This window comes from Rhizobium sp. AQ_MP, assembly GCF_014237835.1.
GTDB lineage: Bacteria > Pseudomonadota > Alphaproteobacteria > Rhizobiales > Rhizobiaceae > Allorhizobium.
This window is the reverse complement of sequence record NZ_JACJVI010000014.1, coordinates 94,226-114,016: the sequence shown is the minus strand read 5'-3', so window position 1 is coordinate 114,016 and position 19,791 is coordinate 94,226. Positions and strand designations below refer to the sequence as shown.

16 protein-coding genes and 1 other RNA gene are annotated in these 19,791 nt (G+C 61.2%); 10 read left to right on the top strand and 7 right to left on the bottom strand.

Annotation, left to right across the window (positions count from 1 at the left end):
- The first annotated feature begins 150 nt into the window (after nucleotides 1-150).
- The 3 genes from H6M51_RS18700 to metF all read left to right on the top strand — a co-directional run bounded on the left by H6M51_RS18700 (nucleotide 151) and on the right by metF (nucleotide 4,519).
- Complete coding sequence (locus H6M51_RS18700) at nucleotides 151-2,439, top strand: methyl-accepting chemotaxis protein (protein ID WP_185811336.1); 2,289 nt, start codon at nucleotides 151-153, stop codon at nucleotides 2,437-2,439.
- A 163-nt stretch (nucleotides 2,440-2,602) separates the two neighbouring features.
- A complete protein-coding gene (locus H6M51_RS18695; protein ID WP_185811335.1) occupies nucleotides 2,603-3,610 on the top strand; it encodes a metalloregulator ArsR/SmtB family transcription factor in 1,008 nt (335 codons plus the stop codon).
- Entirely contained in the window at nucleotides 3,611-4,519 is a 909-nt protein-coding gene (metF, locus tag H6M51_RS18690) for a methylenetetrahydrofolate reductase [NAD(P)H] (RefSeq protein ID WP_185811334.1), read from the top strand.
- Nucleotides 4,520-5,028: 509 nt separating this feature from the next.
- On the opposite strand, the gene H6M51_RS18685 is transcribed toward metF, so the two are convergent.
- From H6M51_RS18685 to H6M51_RS18670, 4 genes are all read right to left on the bottom strand, one after another.
- Nucleotides 5,029-6,216 (bottom strand): lytic murein transglycosylase, encoded by a 1,188-nt coding sequence (locus H6M51_RS18685; protein ID WP_246780573.1) that lies wholly within the window; start codon nucleotides 6,214-6,216, stop codon nucleotides 5,029-5,031.
- A gap of 99 nt (nucleotides 6,217-6,315) precedes the next feature.
- Nucleotides 6,316-7,095: a GH25 family lysozyme gene (locus tag H6M51_RS18680; RefSeq protein WP_185811333.1), complete on the bottom strand. Its 780-nt coding sequence runs from the start codon at nucleotides 7,093-7,095 to the stop codon at nucleotides 6,316-6,318.
- A 132-nt stretch (nucleotides 7,096-7,227) separates the two neighbouring features.
- Nucleotides 7,228-7,896 carry a class I SAM-dependent methyltransferase gene (locus H6M51_RS18675; protein WP_185811332.1) on the bottom strand — a complete coding sequence of 223 codons (669 nt, stop codon included), beginning with the start codon at nucleotides 7,894-7,896 and terminating at the stop codon, nucleotides 7,228-7,230.
- Nucleotides 7,893-9,143, bottom strand: a complete 1,251-nt coding sequence (locus tag H6M51_RS18670; RefSeq protein ID WP_185811331.1) for a DUF3419 family protein — start codon at nucleotides 9,141-9,143, stop codon at nucleotides 7,893-7,895. Before H6M51_RS18670 ends, H6M51_RS18675 begins: the two co-directional genes overlap by 4 nt.
- 139 nt (nucleotides 9,144-9,282) lie before the next feature.
- Between H6M51_RS18670 and H6M51_RS18665 the strand changes: the two genes are divergently transcribed.
- Together H6M51_RS18665 and H6M51_RS18660 are read left to right on the top strand one after the other, a co-directional pair.
- Entirely contained in the window at nucleotides 9,283-10,854 is a 1,572-nt protein-coding gene (locus H6M51_RS18665; RefSeq protein ID WP_185811330.1) for a bifunctional diguanylate cyclase/phosphodiesterase, read from the top strand.
- Nucleotides 10,855-10,940: 86 nt separating this feature from the next.
- Entirely contained in the window at nucleotides 10,941-12,314 is a 1,374-nt protein-coding gene (locus H6M51_RS18660) for a serine hydrolase (protein ID WP_348644529.1), read from the top strand.
- A 3-nt stretch (nucleotides 12,315-12,317) separates the two neighbouring features.
- On the opposite strand, the gene H6M51_RS18655 is transcribed toward H6M51_RS18660, so the two are convergent.
- From H6M51_RS18655 to H6M51_RS18645, 3 genes are all read right to left on the bottom strand, one after another.
- Nucleotides 12,318-13,262, bottom strand: a complete 945-nt coding sequence (locus H6M51_RS18655) for a lytic transglycosylase domain-containing protein (RefSeq protein WP_185811329.1) — start codon at nucleotides 13,260-13,262, stop codon at nucleotides 12,318-12,320.
- Between the two features lie 131 nt (nucleotides 13,263-13,393).
- Nucleotides 13,394-14,029: a LysE family translocator gene (locus tag H6M51_RS18650; RefSeq protein ID WP_185811328.1), complete on the bottom strand. Its 636-nt coding sequence runs from the start codon at nucleotides 14,027-14,029 to the stop codon at nucleotides 13,394-13,396.
- Nucleotides 14,030-14,075: 46 nt separating this feature from the next.
- Entirely contained in the window at nucleotides 14,076-15,290 is a 1,215-nt protein-coding gene (locus tag H6M51_RS18645) for a pyrophosphate--fructose-6-phosphate 1-phosphotransferase (protein WP_185811327.1), read from the bottom strand.
- Between the two features lie 317 nt (nucleotides 15,291-15,607).
- Here H6M51_RS18645 and H6M51_RS18640 point away from each other — a divergent pair, with 317 nt between their 5' ends.
- The 5 genes from H6M51_RS18640 to rnpB all read left to right on the top strand — a co-directional run bounded on the left by H6M51_RS18640 (nucleotide 15,608) and on the right by rnpB (nucleotide 19,636).
- Nucleotides 15,608-16,345 carry a DnaJ family molecular chaperone gene (locus H6M51_RS18640; RefSeq protein WP_185811326.1) on the top strand — a complete coding sequence of 246 codons (738 nt, stop codon included), beginning with the start codon at nucleotides 15,608-15,610 and terminating at the stop codon, nucleotides 16,343-16,345.
- Complete coding sequence (locus H6M51_RS18635; RefSeq protein ID WP_185811325.1) at nucleotides 16,342-17,103, top strand: N-acetylmuramoyl-L-alanine amidase; 762 nt, start codon at nucleotides 16,342-16,344, stop codon at nucleotides 17,101-17,103. The genes H6M51_RS18640 and H6M51_RS18635 overlap by 4 nt, the downstream gene beginning before the upstream one ends.
- 255 nt (nucleotides 17,104-17,358) lie before the next feature.
- A complete protein-coding gene (locus H6M51_RS18630) occupies nucleotides 17,359-17,883 on the top strand; it encodes a lytic transglycosylase domain-containing protein (RefSeq protein ID WP_185811324.1) in 525 nt (174 codons plus the stop codon).
- A gap of 84 nt (nucleotides 17,884-17,967) precedes the next feature.
- Nucleotides 17,968-19,158, top strand: a complete 1,191-nt coding sequence (locus H6M51_RS18625) for an FAD-binding oxidoreductase (RefSeq protein ID WP_185811323.1) — start codon at nucleotides 17,968-17,970, stop codon at nucleotides 19,156-19,158.
- A gap of 79 nt (nucleotides 19,159-19,237) precedes the next feature.
- An RNA gene (gene rnpB / locus H6M51_RS18620) (RNase P RNA component class A) lies at nucleotides 19,238-19,636 on the top strand.
- Nucleotides 19,637-19,791: the final 155 nt, after the last annotated feature.

The window sequence follows — 19,791 nt, the reverse complement described above, 5'->3', positions numbered from 1 at the left end:
AGGCCGGCCTCTCGTCTTGTCGTGGACACAAAGACTGCATCTCTCCAGCGCTAGATCGTAATTTAGCGAAATCGTAATTTGTGTTACATACAATTGCGCAAGTTGTGCGCGGTCGCTTGCCGTGCCGGCCACATTCAATGGGGAGGATACATGGCCGCCTTGTCGCTACGCAGACAGCTCTATCTCATCGCAACCGCACCTTTGGTTGCCTTCCTTTGGTTGAGCGTGACTTCGGTCTGGAACAGCTATCAGCAATATGCGGTCCTTGAACGGCAGATGGCGGTGCAGACACTTGCCATGGCAGGCGGGCGGATTGCCCAAGTTCTGCCGGCCGAAGCCTTCGCCACGCCCGATAACCTCGCTGAGCGGCGTAAGGCTGTCGATGAGGGACTGGCTACGCTCAAGGCCGCCTATGCCGACTGGAAGGCACAGGGCGGGGCCGACGTGACCATCGAGCAGGCCTATTCTGTCATCACCCAAAAGGAGCAGGAACTCGGCACCTATCGAAGGAATGTCGACGGGGGTACTGCATCCGCAGACGAGTCACTCTTCGTCCTGCAGCCCGCGTCCGCGGCCGGCCTGGAACTGGTGCGTCGCTCTGGTGCCACCATTCAGGATCTGGAATTGGCGCGCCTGATCGAAGGCTATTACGCGCTGATGCAGGTCAATGATGCCGGCCTGATCGAGATCCATCTGGGTGAGACGCATTTCGCCGGGGCTGTTCTTGATCTGAAGCAATATGCCTTCTTTCTGCATGCGGCAGCGCTGCGTGAGCGCTTTACGCCGCTTTTGCGCGAGTTTCTGCCTGCCCAGATTGTCCAGCCGTTTGATGCGTTTCAGGCCGGCCCTGAAGGCCGGTTCCTGGGAGAAAGCCGCCAGAAGATTGTCGCCAACGAACCGGCAGCGGCCGATGCAGATGCGGCAAAACAATGGTTGGAGTTCACCGGTGCCCATGCGGGCCTGATGGCAAAGCTCATTGCCGAGACCGACGCCTTTCTCACAAACGGGGCGCAGCAGAAGCTCGACGGTCTGTATGGCAGCTTCGTCCAGGGCGTTGCCGTCGCGATCGGTGTCACGATGCTGGTGCTCGGCCTGTTCTTCTTCGTGGTCCGCACCGTCTCACGGATGATCCGGGCTACTGCTGACCGCATGAAGACGCTTGCTGACGGCGACCGTCAAACCGAGATCCCGTATACCAGCCGTGCGGATGAAATCGGTGTGATGGCACGCTCCGTCGAAGTCTTCCGGGAGGCGGCCATCCGCAATGCCGAACTCGAGGCGCAGGCCGAAGAAAACCGGCATCGGGCGGAGCGCGAACGTGTCGAAATGCAGGCTCGGGCGGAAGCTGATGCCGAGGAGCGTCTGAACAAGGCAACGGGTACGCTGGCGGCCGGCCTTAAGCGCCTCGCTGCTGGCGATCTGCTTTGCGAGATCGACGAGCAGTTCGCCCCGCAGTTCGAAGCACTGCGTCATGATTTCAACACGTCTGTTCAGCAACTGCGCAGCGTGCTCGTCTCCGTCGGGCGTTCCGGTCATGCGGTCTCCAGTGGCTCGGGCGAGATCTCGCATGCCTCGGACGATCTGGCCAAACGGACCGAACAGCAGGCGGCTTCGCTCGAAGAGACGGCCGCAGCGCTCGAGGAAATCACGTCGAACGTCACTGCGACGTCGCGGCGAACCGGTGAGGCTCGCGATATCGTGCGCAACACGCGCAATCGTGCCGAGCAGTCGGGCGTGGTGGTCGGCAATGCAGTCACTGCCATGGAGCGGATCGAACAGGCCTCCAAACAGATCAGTCAAATCATCGGCGTGATAGACGAGATCGCCTTCCAGACGAATCTTCTGGCGCTCAATGCAGGCGTCGAGGCTGCCCGGGCAGGAGCAGCCGGCAAGGGCTTTGCGGTTGTTGCTCAGGAAGTCAGGGAGCTTGCCCAACGTTCGGCGAACGCGGCCAAGGAGATCAAGGCGCTGATCAGCAATTCGGAAATCGCTGTCAGCGAAGGCGTCAAGCTGGTCAATGAAACCGGTCAGGGCCTCAATGCGATCGCCGGTCTGGTCCAAGCCATCAACGAGCACATGGATGCCATTGCGGCTGCCGCACAGGAGCAGTCTGTCGGCCTGGGCGAGGTAAACCAGGCAGTCAATCACATGGATCAGGCGACGCAGAAGAATGCAGCCATGGTCGAGGAGATGAATGCCGCTTCAGCCGGCCTTGCGCACGAAGCGGCAAGTCTTGCCGAGCTCCTGCGCCAATTCAGAACGGGGCAGGAGACCGGCCTGGTTTCCACCCGCCAAACGCCTTCCCTGCGCACTGCCGCACCCGCGCCCTCGGTGCGCCCAACTGCACCAGCGGCACGCGAGCAACCGGCTGGTCGAAGAACCGCGCCTGCCGTCTCCGGGAACAACGCGCTCGCCCGAGACAACTGGGAGGAATTCTGAACGGGTTCTTTATCCCTTCCCAAGCAGAAAACCTGCGGCGGCCGCCCGAGTGAGGCGGCCGTTTTTGTTTGTCGTCGCATAGGCTCGATAGAGCAGATTCAGACTTGCATCTCGCACCAGAAAGACATAAAGATATCTTTATGTCGTTATTGCGGTGGTGCGAATGAAACTCGGTGTCGATACTCTGGTGGATTTGCTGAAGGCGGCCGGTGAGCCCACTCGCCTGCGTCTGTTGACCCTTCTTGCGTCCGGCGACCTGACCGTCACCGATCTTACAGAAATTCTCGGGCAGTCGCAGCCGCGAATTTCTCGGCATCTCAAGCTGCTGGCCGAAGCCGATCTCATCGACCGCTATCAGGAAGGGGCCTGGGCTTACTTTCGTCTGAAGCAGGAGGGGGATGGTGCGTCTCTGATCCGGCTTCTCCTGGATGCGGCAGACGGCTCGGACCCGGTTCTCCAGCGCGATCGTGATCGTCTGGCCGGCGTCAAGCGGGCGAGGGCGGAGAAGGCACAGGCCTATTTCAGCCGCAATGCCTCCGAATGGGACGAACTGCGCCGTCTGCATGTCAACGATGCCGACGTGGAAGCTGCGCTCCTGCGGCTCGTCGGAACAGAGGCGGTCGAAAGCATGCTCGACCTCGGCACGGGAACGGGCCGTATCCTGCAATTGCTCGCGCCGCGCTATCGGCGCGCCATCGGCATCGATGCCAGCCGCGACATGCTGGCGGTCGCACGGTCCAATCTAGACAAGGAGGGCATCCTGTCGGCGAGCGTGCGTCATGGCGACATTTTGAACCTGCCGCTGGATGCTGCCGACTACGATCTCGTCACCATCCACCAGGTCCTTCATTTTCTTGAGGAGCCGGAGCTGGCGCTCGCCGAGGCGGCACGCATGCTGAAGCCGGGCGGGCGACTGGCAATCATCGATCTGGCTCCGCATGGTCACGAATATCTTCGTGACGAGCATGCCCATGTGCGCCTCGGCTTTTCCCATGGCGTGATGGCCGAATGGCTCGGGCGTCAGGGGCTGACTGTCGAAAACGTGCTTGACCTTCCGCCTGAGAGCGCGGCCGGGCGCGGACTGACCGTGACCATCTGGCTCGCTCGACGTGGGAGTGAGGCTCAACCGAGCGTTTTAGAACAACCTCTGGCAAAGACCGGGAGCAGATAAATGACGAAGCCCGAACGGCCCATCGCCAAGATCCCCGCTGCGCGGATCTCGTTTGAGTTTTTTCCCCCGAAGTCTCCCGACATGGAAGATCAGCTGTGGCAGACGGTCAAGGCGCTGCAGCCTTACCAGCCCGACTTCGTTTCCGTCACCTATGGTGCGGGCGGTACCACGCGGGAACCGACCCTTGCAACAGTGAAGCGGCTGATCAATGACACTCCGCTGGCCACAGCCTCGCACCTGACCTGTGTCGGGGCCACGCGCGAAGAGGTGCATGCCGTGGTCGAAGAATTCCGCGCTGCTGGTGTTCGCCATTTCGTCGCGCTGCGTGGCGACCCGCAGGGCGGTGTTGGGACGCGTTACGAGCCCCATCCAGGCGGCTTCGTCAACGCTGCGGATCTTGTGGCCGGCCTGCGCCAGATCGGCGACTTCGAGATTTCCGTCTCTGCCTATCCGGAGCGTCATCCGGAAAGCGGCACCGATGACGTTGACCTGGACATGCTGAAGCAGAAGGTCGATGCGGGCGCGACGCGCGCGCTGACCCAGTTCTTCTTCGACAACGACATCTTCGAGCGTTATCTGGAGAGAGTCCGCAAGGCCGGCATTACCATCCCGATCGTACCGGGCATCATGCCGATCCAGAACCTGACGCAGTTGAAGCGGTTCGCCTCGATGTGCGGTGCAAGCATTCCCGCCTTCCTCGACGAGCGGTTCGAGGGAACAGAGGGCGATGCGCTGGCGTGTGCTGCGGTCGCCGCCGATATCGCGGCCGAGCAGATCGCCGATCTCGCGAACCGCGGGGTGCATGAATTTCATATCTATACGATGAACAGGGCGCCGCTGACGATTGCGACACTGGAACGTCTCGGCGTGACCGGAAGAAACGATCGGCTTTCCGGCGCTGCCGCCTGAGGCAATCTATGTCGTGAAAAGAGGCGCATGACGGTTCGTGTCATGCGCCTCTTCTTCACTCTGGAAGTCATTGAATGCTGGAGAGGCCGAGCCCGGCCAACCCATGGGTGGGTTCATTCGACCTGTGTCAGATGAACAGCATCGTGGCGATAAAAACAAACGCTGCACCGACGATCAGGACATTGATAGAATTGGTCAGTCCCATGTGTGCCTCCTTGCGTTGACCGTTAGATATTATGTCCGATTTGTGTCAGTGCAAGGCCAATTCTGTGCTGCGCTGCGGTAATATGCGGTGGAAAACTTATCTGAATCCTTCAATAACCTAGAAGTGTCAGTGGGTTATCTGCACTCTCGTCCTGTTAATGAAGTTTAATTTCCGTGAGGGGCCGCCAGGCTTCGGGACGGCTTTCTTCGCATTTGTCCAGCTCGGCCCGCGGTGCTTGAGGACAACGAAAAAAGCCGGGGCGACTTTATCGACCCGGCTTTGAGTTTGATTATCGACTGATGTTTCAGAGCGCGCTGAGAAGGGCAGGTGTCGGCCAACCGTCGGCCGGCAGACCGATCCGCTGCTGTTCCTTCTGCACAGCCACGCGCGTGCCGCCGCCCAGGATCCCGTCGATCTTGCCAACGTCGTGGCCAAGCCCCTGCAACTTGGTTTGAAGCGCCTTCATCTGATCGACGTCGAGGCCCTGTTCGGGATTGCCCTTCTGGTAGACCGGTGCGCCGCCGAAGCGGGTGGCGAAATAGGCTGCCGAGGTCGTGTAGATGAAGGACTGGTTCCATTCGAGATAGATGTTGAAGTTCGGATAGGTGATAAAGGCCGGCCCCTTGCGGCCCTGCGGCAGCACGAGCGCTGCCGGCAGAGACGAGAAGGCCGTGTTGCCATCGCGTGGCTGGACACCGAGCGAGAACCATTCGCCAGCGGTCAGCGTGCCGCCGAGACCGGATTTTTCGAAGGGCAGATTGTCCGGGATCGTGACTTCCTGGATCCAGGGTTCGCCGCGTTTGAAGCCGAGATGCTGGATGAATTTTGCCGCCGTCAGGATCGCATCGGGGCTGCTCTGCTTGACATTGACGTGACCATCGCCGTCCCCGTCGATGCCGAAAGCGATGATGTCCTCCGGAAGCATCTGGACCTGACCGATTTCGCCGGCCCAGGCGCCGGTATTGCTCGCGGGCTCCAGGTCGCCATGCTCGACCATCTTGATGAGGGCGAGAAGTTGCGGGCGGAAAAGCTCCGGTCGGCGGCAGTCATGAGCTAGGGTCACCAGGGCGTTACGCGTGTTGAAATCGCCCTGGACCGCGCCAAAGTCGGTTTCCATGGCCCAGAAGGCGGTGATGACACCTGCCGGCACGCCGAACTCCTGCTCGGCGCGGGCGAAGACTTCGGCATATTCCTTGATCTTCTGCCGGCCGATATCAAGGCGAGCCTGGCTCACGGTTCTGCCGGAGAATTCGAGGAAGGTCTGGCGGAACACACCCTGGGAGCGGTCGCGGGAAAGAACCTTCTGGTCGATCGCCGCTCCGGCCAGCGCCTTGTCGGCGACATCGGCCGGGGTGCCCGCGGCAACGGCTTCCGCCTTGACGCCGTCCAGGAAGGTCGCGAGATCGCCACCGCACTGCTGCTGGGCCTGGGCCAGACCCGTCGAGGCCAGGAGCAGGGCGAGGGGGAGCGCAAGACGCCGGACTTTCTTCATCGATCGTTCCTTCATGTTGAGGTTCCGTCGCATCGCCAGTTCTGCCATACGTCCGGTCACTTCAGGTGGTTTGGCAGAGCCTCTAGGCTGTGTTTGCGATCATTTCGAGACGGCGGCGAGCCAATTCTGCCAGTTCTTCTGCGTGCCGGCAAAGACGTTGATGTCGGTCTCTCCGCTGATGCCGGGGATCACACCCGTCGAGGTGTACTGCCAGAAGGACCAGCGGCGTTCCGGATAGACGATGCTCGGATGCTGGGCGACGGCCCGAACCCAGAAATGATGATCCTTGAAGGCGCCTTCGAGGTTATCGCGATGAAAGTCGACCGAGGTATAGATGATCGGGCGCTTGCCGTAGTGGGCCTCAATGCGCCGCATGAACCGCTGCATTTCCGCACGTACCGTCGCAGGATCCGGCCTCAGGCGGCAAGTCGGTGATGTCGGGTTCCATTCCACGTCGAGCACCGGCGGCAGAAGATTTGCATCGCGTGGCACATTGCGAATGAACCAGTCGGCCTGTTCGTCGGCCGAGGAACAGAAGTAATAGAAGTGGTAGGCCGCATGCGGGATGTCGGCGTCGCTGGCACCCTGCCAATAGTCTTTAAACCGCGGATCCAGCATGTCCTTGCCTTCCGTCGCCTTGATGAAGACGAACGCAACGCCGGACTTCTTCACCTGTCGCCAGTCGACGTCGCCGTTCCACTTGGAGACATCGATGCCATGCACCTCGTGGCGATGCGGAGTCTTGCCATCGAAATGCTGGGGATCCGTGTCCTGGAATCGCGGCGACATGGCCGCGGTTTCCAAAAGGTCATAGGATCCGGAGGTGCAGGCGGTGGCCGTGAGGCAAAGTGGAAGAAGAAGTGCAGAAAGCCACCGCATTAGGGGTCCGTGATCTCGAATTTCCAGCAGGATGCGCCAGTTGGACGCAACGCGCCAAGTAGGACAGACGCGCAAATCGTCGCCCATCATCGTCAAATCCGCATTAGATGCAATGTTGCTTGCGCGAAGCAGTCAGCGCCGCAGGACGGCGTGCCAGGCATAGCCGTGCCCGAGGGGCTCGAAACTCAGCTGCAGGCCGTTCGCTGACGCGCGGTGATCGAGGACGGCTCTCAAGTCGGGGCGAGGGGTAACATGGAAGCGTGCAAGCCACGCCTGCAGCGCGCTACGACACCAGCGCGGCAAGCCTTCCTGCTGGCCGAAGTCGACCATATGCAGGGATCCCGAAGGGCCGAGCGCTTCGATCCCGCGATCGATTGCCGCCTGCCAGTCCGGTATCATTGACAGCGCATAGGAGATCATCACGCGGTCGAAATGGGGTTCGGCGAAATCGACCGGTCGGAAGGCCGTCGCATCCGCCACCGCCAGTTTCGGCGGAGAGGTCGTGCCGCGAAACTTTGACCGCGCCGTCGCCAGCATCTCTGCCGAGATGTCGAGCCCGTAAAGCCGTGCCGTTGGAAAGTGCTTGCGGGCCAGCACCAGGTTGCGGCCAGTGCCGCAGCCGATCTCCAGCAGCGATCCGGTCGACGGCAGATTGAGGTTTGCAATCATGTGATCGCGGCCGAGCAGATAGTACTTGCGCGTCAGGTCGTAGATGTGCCGCTGGTAGCGGTACATCCTGTCCATGCTCTCTGCGTGACTCGCTTGATCTGCGGCGGTGACGATCGTCGGGCTCTCGGTCATGCCTGCCGCTTTACGTAGATGTGGAAGCCACCATAAATGGCGGAACGGTCCTGCCGGTTGAGTGTCTGGGAGCGGGTTGCCTGATAGTCCCATTGACCCAGCAGATCCGGGGTCAGCTTGCCGTTCAGGATGCTTTCTTCCGCGGCCGTGCGGAAGATGACGCAGGCGCCATCGGCTGCGGTGCGCGTGATTTCAGTCCACAGTTCGGTCAGCTGACGCGGATTCATCCAATCCTGCGCATCGAGGAGGACGTAACGATCAACGCTGGCTGCGGGCTTCGTCGCCAGGAGTTCCGTGAAATTCGCGTGGTGGACCGTCACGCGGTCTACAGTATCCCGAATTGCCGGATAGTGCCGCTCCTGCAGGTAGGTCGGCATGCCCCCTTCTTCCGGCCTTGGATAGCGGCGCATGAAGGCCTGCCAGGCGAAATAGTTGTCCCGCAGCAGGAAATGGCAGCAGAGCTTTTCGAGACGATGGCGCAGCACGGGCGCGATCGTGCCGTCATCCGCCAACGAGGCGAGTTCGTCATATTGCTGTGGCGGAATGCCAAGACCAAAGAGCGAGCTCTTGCGGCGGGTCAGCCAGCGGATCAACGGCTTGTCGAAGAGCGGCGCGATCCGGCTATCGAAGAACATGCGCTGCTCGCGCAACGAGCGGGTTGCTGCAAGTTCTTCCAGGCGAACGCCATGGCTGCGGGCAATCAGGTGGCCGATGGTGATGAAGCGTCCGAGCAGCCCGGTCCTGTAGATGTTGCGGTTGAAGACGGAGATACGCCGACGGCCCGCCGGACCACGCGAGTCCCAGTAGCTGCGGGTGGCGGCGTCAAGGACAGGGGCTATGTGGCGATCGTAAAGGCGGGTGTTCGAGGAGACCGAGTGCTCGCCGAGGAAGCGTCGGACCGCGGCATGGTCCGGCAAAGTCCGGAAGGCTGCCAGCTTCAGGCGGTTCAGCGCGACATGATTGGGGTTCAGGTCCACCACGTCGATCGAGCCCGGACGTCGGCTCAGATAGGCCAGCATGTTGCAGCCGCCGGAGCCGATGGTGACAATCCTGTGACCCTCTGCCAGGTCCATCGCCTCCATGTCGACCTCGGGATCCTCCCAGATCTGCGCGTAAACGAGGCCGGAGAAGAGCAGGCCGAACAGGCGTTCGGAGAGCCCTGCGGGCGACAGTGCCGCGTGCTGCAGCAGAGCATCCTTCAGCTTCTCGTTTCCACGAAATCCGGCATCGGGTGCAAGCTCAGTCATGTCGATCCGCCGTCCTGTTGGGTTTCACGGCGTGTAGCTCCGCGTTGCTACAGTTTGATGACGCTGCACCGGGGTGACGGTAACCGAATTTCAATGCATTTTATGCAAATTCTCGTCAGTTATTTCAGGGGTGTTTAACATGATGTTAAGTGAAATCCCGATCAGCAGGCGTCTGCGCTACGGCCTGGCCGGCTTTGTCGGCGGGGCGGCCGCGCCTCTTGCGATCGCGGTTCCATTCATTGCTCAGTCCGGCTTTACTGCGCTTTCCGGCGCCTTCGTCGATGGATGGTCCCTGGTGGCTGGTCTTGGCCTGCCGCTCGTCGGCGGTGCTGTCGGCTGGCGAATCGCTGCCTGGGAGACGTCGCTGCATGAGCGGATCCGACGTCTGGAAGGTGGAGCGACTGCACTCGAAGCCGCTTCCCGCACCGATACTTTGACGGGGCTTGGGAATCGTCAGACCCTGACCGAAGCCCTGGCCAAACGGCTTGAGGCCGGAAGCCATGACAGCGGCACGCTGCTGCTCATCGATCTCGACCGCTTCAAATACGTCAATGACACGCTCGGGCACGCTGCCGGCGATAGTCTGCTGACGGCCGTTGCCGATCGCCTCCGCCAGGCCGCGGGCGAAGAGGCCGAACTTTATCGAGTCGGGGCTGATGAATTCGCTGTTGTCCTGCCCCAGGCGAGGCGGCGACCGGTCGCGGAGTTCTTCTGCCTGGCGATCGAGCATGCCATGTCGGAGCCTTTCGAACTCGCCCAGGGTCGGATCATGACCGGCGTGAGCATCGGTGCGGTCATGATTTCTGCACAGGACCGAGATGTGGCCACACTGCTGCAAAGTGCTGATCTCGCGCTTTATCGGGCCAAGGAGGTCTTCGGGCCGGCCCATGCGTTCTATGACGAGTCCGTCGCCCGCGAGGTCAGGCAAGGGCTCGAACTGGAGAGAGACCTTGCCCGCGGCTTCGTCGATGGCGAATTCTATCTCGAGTATCAGCCTATCGTCGGTGTGCAGAACGGGGAAGTCAGGTCGCTCGAGGCGCTGCTGCGCTGGCGCCATCCCGAGAAGGGGCTGATCACACCGGATGTCTTCATTCCTCTGGCGGAAAAGACCGGGGTCATTCAGGTCATCGGCAAATGGGTTGTTCAGCAGGCCTGTGCGGCCGCCGTGACATGGCCTGCGCCTACCGGCGTCAGTGTCAACGTGTCCGGCGACCAGTTCAAGGATCCGCAGTTCGTCGCACATATTCTCGATTGCCTTGTCGAGACCGGCCTGTCACCGGAACGGTTCACCGTCGAGGTCACGGAAGCCGTTTTCTCCGTCGATATCGACCTCGTCTGCCGCAGTCTGGCCGAGCTGCGGTCGGCGGGTGTCCGTATTGCGCTGGACGACTTCGGAACCGGTTTCTCATCGATCAACAATCTCAGGCTTTTCCCGCTGGATGAATTGAAGATCGATCGCTCCTTTGCCCAACAAATGCTGGAGACGACCCAGGGTGCCAAACTGGTCGACCTGATGCACAAGCTTTCGGAGACCTTTCAGATCCGCACCACGATCGAGGGCATCGAAACCGATAATCAGCTGGACTTCATCAAGTTGCTGGGCATCGGCGAGGCGCAGGGCTTCCTGTTTTCGAAACCGTTCGCTCCGGCAGACGTCCTGACCTATTTGCAGACGAGAGTGGCCCAGACGACAGTTGCTCCCGTGAGCTGAAAGTGGCGGGATAAACGCCAAGCTGCCCCATTGTCATCTTTCGCCTGTCACGCATTCCTGCTTCGATAGCGATAAGGGAGGAGGGCATGCTGATGCGCAGACTGGGGAAATGGGGTTTGCGGAGCGCGATTGCCCTCGTTTTGATCCTGGGCTTCGCTGCGGTTTGGATCGTCGCAGTCCCGCCGGAGTTGCTTCGGGTGGGGACGGGCTATGCAGCCAAGATCATCTGCTCGAACGTTTTCATTGCCGGACGTGACGCCGACGAAGTGCTCCGCGATGACGTGCAGGCACCGGGACACCCCTTGCTGAAACTCATCAATGCCGAGGTGGACCTTGAACAAGGCATCGTCAGAACCTCCATGCTGGGGGTCGTCGCGCCATCGGCAGCATTGCACCGTACCGGCCTTGGCTGCGCCACCGTGCGCGAAACGGAAATCGAGGCGGCGCGAGCTCTGAGCGCGCCGCCCGCAGAAGCATCTCCGGCTGATCAGGACTTGCCCTGGCCAGAAGGTGAGGCGGATGTAGCGAATGATCCAAGGATCGCCGGCATTCTTGCTGATCCTGATCTGATCGGTCAGAGCGCACGTGCCGTCGTCGTGGTGAAAGACGGCAAGATCATCGGCGAGACCTATGGCGCGGGCTTCAACGCGCAGACGCCGTTGCTCGGCTGGTCCATGACCAAGACGGTGACCGCAGCTTTGGTCGGCATCCTGCAAAGGCAGGGGCGGATCGACGAAAACGCGGCAAGGCTGTCCCCCCGGTGGAGCGGCGACCGCCGCGCCGATATCACGCTTTCAAACCTGCTCGCCATGGAAAGTGGCCTGCGTTTCAACGAGAATTACGGTGATGTGACCGACGTGACGCGCATGCTTTATCTCGAGGGGGATATGGCCGGCTATGTGGCATCGTTGCCCTCCGCGGCCGAGCGCGGCACGCGCTTCAACTACTCGTCTGGCGAGACAGTACTCATCTCACGCTACTGGATGTCCCGTCTTGCCGATCTGAACGAGGCGCTCGCCTTCCCGCGCCGTTCCCTGTTCGACGCGATCGGCATGCGCAGCGCGGTGCTGGAAGCGGATCCGACGGGCACGTTTGTCGGCAGTTCTTACCTCTATGCTACGGCGCGGGACTGGGCGCGATTTGGCCTGCTCATTGCGGAGAACGGGCGCTGGGACGGGCAGCAAATCGTCGATCCGTCCATGATCGGCAAAATCTACCTGCCGACTTCCGCGTCCGGCGGAAGTTACACCGAGGGACATGCATGGCAGAATGGACCGGGGGGCAAGGACACCAGTTTTGGGGTCCCCGAGGAAGCGCTCTGGATGTTGGGGCACGACGGGCAGTCCATCACGGTCATTCGTTCGGAACGCCTCGTCGTGGTGCGTCTGGGGCTGACGCCCCGCAGGCTGGACTACAGGCCACAAAAGCTTGTGCAGGCCATTCGCGAGGCGCTGCGCTAGCGCTCACCGCGTGAGGTGCAGCAATCCCTTGCGCTTGGCATCGTAATAATAGCCGCGCGCATAGAGGCGGACCGCCTGGTCGTGGTCATTGTCTGCAACGACCCATGCACCCTTTAGGTACTTGACCGCATATTTGATGTTGGTTTCGGCATCAAACAGACCATTGGCCGGGCCGTCGTATCCCATGGCCTTGGCCGTGTTGTACCGGATCTGCATCAGGCCGTAATTGCCCTTGCTGTAGGCGGCGGGATTGTAGCGGCTCTCGCGATGTACCACTCGATGCACGAGGTCGGCGGGGATCTCATAGAGTTTCGAGTATTTCTCGATCAGCGCATTGAGCCGGGTCGGGCCTACCGTGGCCGGCTTGCGATCGGCGTTCAGGGCATCTGGTTCGCCAGGAGGAGAAATGTCGAAGGGGTCTCCGAAACTGGTGAGGGCCGTTGCGCGCAAAGGGGCGGCATAGGCCAGTACGACCTGTGGGCTCTCGCTCTCGGTCGCGGGCGACGTGGCGGCCGCCACTGCGGCAGGCGCGACGAGCGTCTCCTGTGTCGGGGCTGCCGCCGCTGCCATCTGCTGACTGCCAGAGGTTGCCGTGGGTGTTGTGACCATCGCCAGAGCGTCGGTTGCGGCGGTCTGAGGTGCAGTGGGCGAAAGGGCGGAGGCCTTGAGCGCCGGGATCGGGGCGGCTGTGGCGGTTCCTGGAATGATCGGAGCCGGGCCGGGATTGGCCGCAGCGAGTTCGGCCTGTGTCATCTGTTTGACGGCGGCACCGTTCGTAGCGGCTTCCGCCGCCATCGCAGCCTGCATTTCCGGCGACCGGGGATTGGCCTTGGGTGCTGAGGCGAGATCGGCCTTTACGCTTTCATCGATCGCGGTGCATCCGCTCAATCCAGCCAACAGAGAGGCGGCCATGCAAAGAGCAATACCGCGATCAGTTCTGACGTTCATGCCACTATCCGTTAAGAGATGCGCGCGAAGGCATCGGCAAATCACCGACGGTTCGTTTCCATTTCTTAATCTATGCCCAGCATTGCGGCAAGCTTGCGGCCGGGCGGATGGTTCGGGCAAGGTTCGAACGCTTAAGCCGCGATCTTACGATAGCCGGCTGTCACGGCCTTCGCGGCGATCAGCACAGTGCCGCCGGAACGGTTGATTGTCCGGCGAACCACACGTTTCTTCAGGATTTTCCGCATGCTTTCGGCAAAGAGCGCGTAGGGAAGGCAGGTAATTGCCGCAAGGCCGACGAAGATCCCGCCCAGCGCAATGGCCTGCGGCAAAAATGCACCGGCCGGCGTCAGGAATTGCGGCAGAAGTGCGGCGATCAGCAGGCTGCTGCGGGGATCACGGGATTCGCGCTCGAAACAATGGGCGACAATGCGCAGTGGCCTTTCTTCCGGCAGGTTGTCATTGTCGGCCACCGGTTCCGTACCGACGGGCGCACGCGATACGCCGAGCGCAAAGAGAACGAGCCAGGTCAGGCCGATCCACTGGAAGACCGAGAAAGCCAGCGGCGTCAGCGCGATCAGGCTCCATGACAGGGCCAGTGTCGCCGCGACCGCGATCATCGTTCCGAGCGCTACACCCGTGACGGTCGCAAACACACTCTTGCGGCCATGCGCCAAGGCGTAAGCCAGAACCAAGCGTTTCGAGCGGCCGGGCACGAACAGGATGGCGGTTGCAACGACTGCAAACAGGATCGAGATAGACAGGGGCATGGCACTCACTCCTCAAAGTAGAGGAAGCCAGCTTTCGGCGGTGAGGTCAATGGATGGGGCGGTACTTCTGCCCGAGATAATCCATCACTTCTTCGAACCAGGGTGTCGAGAGATCGAACGGCTTGCCGCCCTTGATGCGCGGAAATTCGATGGTGCGCAGACGCCCGCCCTGATCCTCGTCATGGCCCGTGACACCCGATACCCTGTTGAGGCCGCTTTCGACAGCGAGATCAACCATGCTCTGGATCAGGCGCAGGTCGTCATAGTTGGCCGGGGCGGAGCGGGCGTAGTAGCCTGACTTCTGGACCATCGAGCGGTCCGCGTCGAGCAGCTTTGCGAAATGCTTCTGGAACCAGTTGCCGACATTGATCGTGTCGAGCTTCACATGGCCAAAGGCGTCGCGCTTAATTTCTTCGCCGGCCGCCTCGCGATCGGCGACGATCTCGTCCATGCAGGCGCCTTCCGAAACGAAAAGCGTGACGAAACCGGTGCGGTCCATGATGTCCTTGAGGCGGGTCGCTTCGCCTTCCATGTCGAAATGAGTCTCGGGCAGATAGAGACCGTCGATGTTCTTGAGCTCCTGATTCATCATGAAGCCTTCGATGTACTCGTTGTGCTGCGTGCGTTGCATGTAGGCGCGCGCGGTCGCGGCCGTCAGCCAGCCGCAGTGGCGGCCCATGACTTCATGGATGACAAGGGTGCGCGGCGAGGCGCTTTGTTCGTTGGAAACATGGTCGAAGAAGCGGGCACCAACTTCGGCGGCCGTCCAGGCGCCGAGCGTCTGCTTGATCGGGTAGACATCGTTGTCGACCGTCTTCGGCAGGCCGACGACGGTCAGGTCATAGCCGTTTGCGCCGAGATAGGCCGCCAAGTCTGCGGCCGTCGTGTTGGTGTCGTCACCGCCGATGGTATGCAGGATCGTAACGCCATCGGCGGCCAGGCGTTCGGCTGCGACGCGCAGCGGATTTTCGCCTTCCTTGACGAGGCCGCGCTTGACGCAGTCGGCGACATTGGTGAGCTTCACACGGCTGTTGCCGATCGGCGAGCCGCCATAGCGGTGCAGAACATGCGCCTTTTCGCGCATCTCCCTGGTGATCTCGATTTTGTAGTCCATCAGCAGGCCGCGGAAACCGGACTTGTAGGCGACGATGTCGACCTCGGGTGCAATGTCGGTATAGCGCTCGATCAATCCGCCGACGGCAGACGAGAGACAGGGCGCGAGGCCCCCGGCGGTCAACATCGCGACTTTCTGCTTGGCCATCATTCCTCCTTGGACGCTCTATCGCCCGTCTTCCGTCTGGTTCAGGTGGCAAATGGATGCGACAGCAAGGGGCAGCTGTAAAGCCAAAAAATCAACGAAAACGGGCGTTTCGCCCGATTGGCCGAAGCATTTGGGAATATAATCGATTCAATTGCGGCGTCGCGCCGGACAGGCCGCTGTGGATAACGGGATGACCATCCGGGGGACGCGGCAAGCGATCGTCTTCAGCGAAACGGATTCAAGATGAAGAAACTTTAATCCTCGCGAATAGCCCGCACTCCTTGCTTTTTCTGGGCATATTTGGTCAAGCTTTTCGCATGATCTTCGATTTCGCCTGCGAACAAATATCGTCATTCTGGGACCGTTTGCTGGGTGCGATCGGCGATGCTGCGGGCAACGTGATCGGTAGCATCGTCGAGGCCGTGCGGACAGTCTTCGAAGGTGACCCGGAAACGCGCCGGCGCGTGTCCTTTTCCGTCGCCATCATCGCTCTTTCTGCAAAGATGGCCAAGGCGGATGGGATCGTTTCGAACGCCGAAGTCGAGGCATTCCGCAAGATCTTCGAGTTTCCGCCGGAAGAGGCTCGCAACGTGGCGCGCCTCTACAATCTGGCGCGTCAGGATGTGGCGGGCTTCGAGACCTATGCCAAGAATCTAGCCGGGATGTGTCGCACCTGCGACCAGTTTTGCCCGGTCCTTGAAGACATTATCGATGCCCTGTTTCACATCGCCAAGGCGGATGGCCTCGTGCATGAGAAGGAACTCGACTTCCTTGCCCGGATCGCAGAGATTTTCGGCATCTCGGAAGAGCGGTTCGCGGCGATCACCGAGCGACACATCCATCAGGATGGCGATCCCTATGGCGTGCTGGGCGTGAAGCCTTCGGACGACTTCGCGACGATCCGCAAGCGCTACCGCGCTCTCGCTGCTGAAAATCATCCGGACCGGCTGCATGCCCGTGGCGTGCCCACCGAGTTTCATGCCGTTGCGCATCACCGCATGGCCAAGTTCAACGCCGCCTATTCGGCGATTGAAAAGGCGCGCCGCGCGGCATGACTTCCTTCCCAGCCGATTACGGGCGTGCGGAGGTCTGTCCGTCGCCGAACCATGGCGAACGGCTCGGCGTCGAGCGCCCCGACATCCTCCTCCTGCACTATACCGGGATGCCGTCCGCAGAAGGCGCGCAGCAATGGCTCTGCGCGCCGGAGAGCCAGGTGTCGAGCCATTACATCGTGCATGAAGACGGACGCGTTGTGCAGATGGTCCCTGAAGCCCGTCGCGCATGGCATGCGGGCAAAAGTGTCTGGGCCGGCGAGACGGACATCAATTCACGCTCCATCGGTATCGAAATCGCCAATGCGGGGCATCCGGCGGGGCTTCCCGATTACCCTGACCGGCAGATCGAATCCGTCATCGAATTGTGTCTCGAATGCGTCAAACGGCATCAGATTGTCGCTGAGCGGGTGCTGGCGCACTCGGATGTAGCCCCCATTCGCAAGGTCGATCCGGGTGAAAATTTCCCCTGGTACCGGCTACACAGGGCGGGGGTCGGTCATTGGGTCGAGCCGGCTGCGATGGGTGGCGGACGCTTCTTCCAGCGTGGTGACCGTGGGCAGCCGGTCGAGGCGCTGCAGTCCATGCTGTCGCTTTATGGCTACGGAATTGAAATCACCGGCGAATTCTGTGCCCAGACCGAGGGCGTCGTGGCCGCGTTCCAGCGTCATTTCCGGCAAGCCAAGGTTGACGGCGTGGCCGATAGCTCGACCATCGAGACGCTGCATCGACTGCTGACAAGCCTGCCGCGATATCGCTGAACGACAGCATTCCAGCCGTGTTTCCGGGCCAAGGAAGTCAACGTCCGTCGGACGGATTTGTTGCGGTGCCACAGGATTTCCTCATTGGGCGGCTCTAAAGGACGGGCTGAACGGCGCCAGTGGTTCAATGACGAACCCGGTGCGAAGATCAACTTGAGAACCGAGACGGGCGGCCCGAGCCGGGCTCGCGGCGCGATTTCGCGCCCGCTTTGACGCGCGCCAAATCCGGTTGCTCGATTGGAGACTGAACCTTCCATGACACGACGACTTGTTGCTGCTGCGGCATGCATCGCCCTTCTGTTGACTCATGCCCAGTCGGCGCTCGCAGGCAGCGAGGAACGCCGCTTCAAGAAGCCGCTGAAGACGATTGACAGGGACGCCGGCTATCCGGCCGCTCCCTCCTTCTCCAAGAGCCCCTACAGTGCCATCATCACGAAATACGCGAAGACCTATGGCGTCCCGGTCGATCTCGCCCATGCGGTCGTGCGCGTCGAGAGCAATTTCAATCCCAAGGCGCGCGGCAGTGCCGGCGAAGTTGGCCTGATGCAGATCAAGCCGGCAACGGCCCGGGCCATGGGTTATCGCGGCAAGACCAAGGGGCTCTACGATCCGGAGACCAATATACGCTATGGGATGAAATACCTGTCGATGGCGCATGAACTGGGTGGGGGCGAAACCTGCGGGACCATCCTGCGATACAATGCAGGGCATGGCGCCAAGCGCATGAACCCGATCTCCAAGCGGTATTGCGGCAAGGTCATCGCGCTGATCGGCGACTGAGGAAGAGCTGTGCCACAGCTCTTCCACGACTGGACTTGAGGTGTCGTCATGCTATCACCGGACGCAACGTAAGGATGGTGTCGTATGGTTGAGCGGTTCAAGTTTGTTGTTGTTGGTCGCGGGATGATGGGTGCTGCCGCGGCTCGTTATCTGGCGTTGCAGGGCGACGGTGTTGCCGTCATCGGGCCCGACGAACCGAAGGACTGGACAAACCATCAGGGTGTGTTTGCGAGCCACTACGACGAAGCACGCATAACCCGCACGATCGATTCGAACCCCGTTTGGGCGCGGCTCGCCAATCGGTCCATCGCTCGGTATGGCGAGATTGCCACCGAGAGCGGCGTTGATTTCTACTCCGAGGTCGGCTGCCTGATCGTCGGGCCGAAGCGCGGTGGGCACGATCCCTATGTCGGCCAGGTCGAGGCGGCGGCCCGCCAGCTCGGGGTCTCCATCGAGTTGCTCTCGGATGCCGCCCTAAAGGCTCGCTTCCGCTATTTCGATTTCGGCACCGATTGCGAAGGGGTCTACGAGGAGAAGAATGCCGGTTACGTCAATCCGCGCCGGCTCGTTGAAGCCCAAAGCATTCTGGCCGAGAAGGCCGGAGCGACCGTGATCCGCCGGACGGCGGTGTCGGTTCGGGAGGAGGGCGGTGTCGCCATCGTCACGACCGACGACGGATCCGTCTATTCGGCGGAGCGGGTGCTGATCGCCGCCGGTGGCTTCTCCATCAACGAAAACCTTCTGCCGCGTCGTCTCGATCTCAAGGTCAACGGACGCACGGTCGCCTTCTTCGAGATTCCGGACGAGGAACTGGATGCCTATGCGGGCATGCCGTCGCTGATTCACCAGCCGGATGATCCCAGCGATCACATCTATCTCCTGCCGCCGGTGCGCTATCCCGATGGAAAGACCTATCTCAAGATCGGCGGCGATCCTGACGATCTGCAGCTCGAAACGGAGCCGGAGATCCGCGCCTGGTTCCGGCGCGGCGGGCGGCTGACGACGCGCGATCATCTGCATCGAATCATCACCGGACTGGTGCCGACGCTTGCGGATGCGCCGTTGTCCATGGCGGCCTGCGTCACTTCCTTCACGCCGGAAAACTATCCGGCCATCGGCTTTGCCAGCGAGCGAATCGCCGTGTTGACCGGCGGCTGCGGTGCGGCGGCGAAGAGTTCCGACGAGATTGGACGAATCGGTGCCGAACTCATCCAGCACGGGCGGATCCTCGACGATGCCTATGGTGATGTGTTCGGCCCCGTGTTCAGAGACTGATTCACCAAAAGCTTCCAAGCGGGCCTGACGCCTCGCTTTTTGATGGCATTCGCAGATGGGGTCGGCTAAGGACCCCTTGCCAGTTGGCCGGGCAGCCGCGCTTTACCAATGCCGAAAGGCGGTAAGGTGAGGAAAGTCCGGGCTCCACGGAAACACGGTGCCGGATAACGTCCGGCGAGGGCGACCTCAGGGAAAGTGCCACAGAAAGCAAACCGCCTCGCATGCGAGGTCAGGGTGAAAGGGTGGGGTAAGAGCCCACCGCGTCGCTGGCAACAGGGACGGCACGGCAAACCCCACCGGGAGCAAAACCGAATAGGGATGACGCGGGTGGCGCGCAAGCGTTGCTACAGCCTGTTTCCGGGCCAGTCATCCGGGTGGGTTGCGCGAGGCAGCGTGCAAACGCTGTCCCAGATGAATGGCTGCCACGCTCCGGGAAACCGGGGCCATACAGAACCCGGCTTACAGGCCAACTGGCAAATTTCCCCTTTTTCGCATTTTCAACGAACCTTCTGAAATCAAAGGTGGAACGCCCCTGTCTTCCGTGGGGAGCCGCTGCGGAAGCGGCAGGCGAAAAGCTTCTCGAAAACAGCGGGTTCTAACCATTCGTTAAGCTTAACCCCCTATCAATATTTG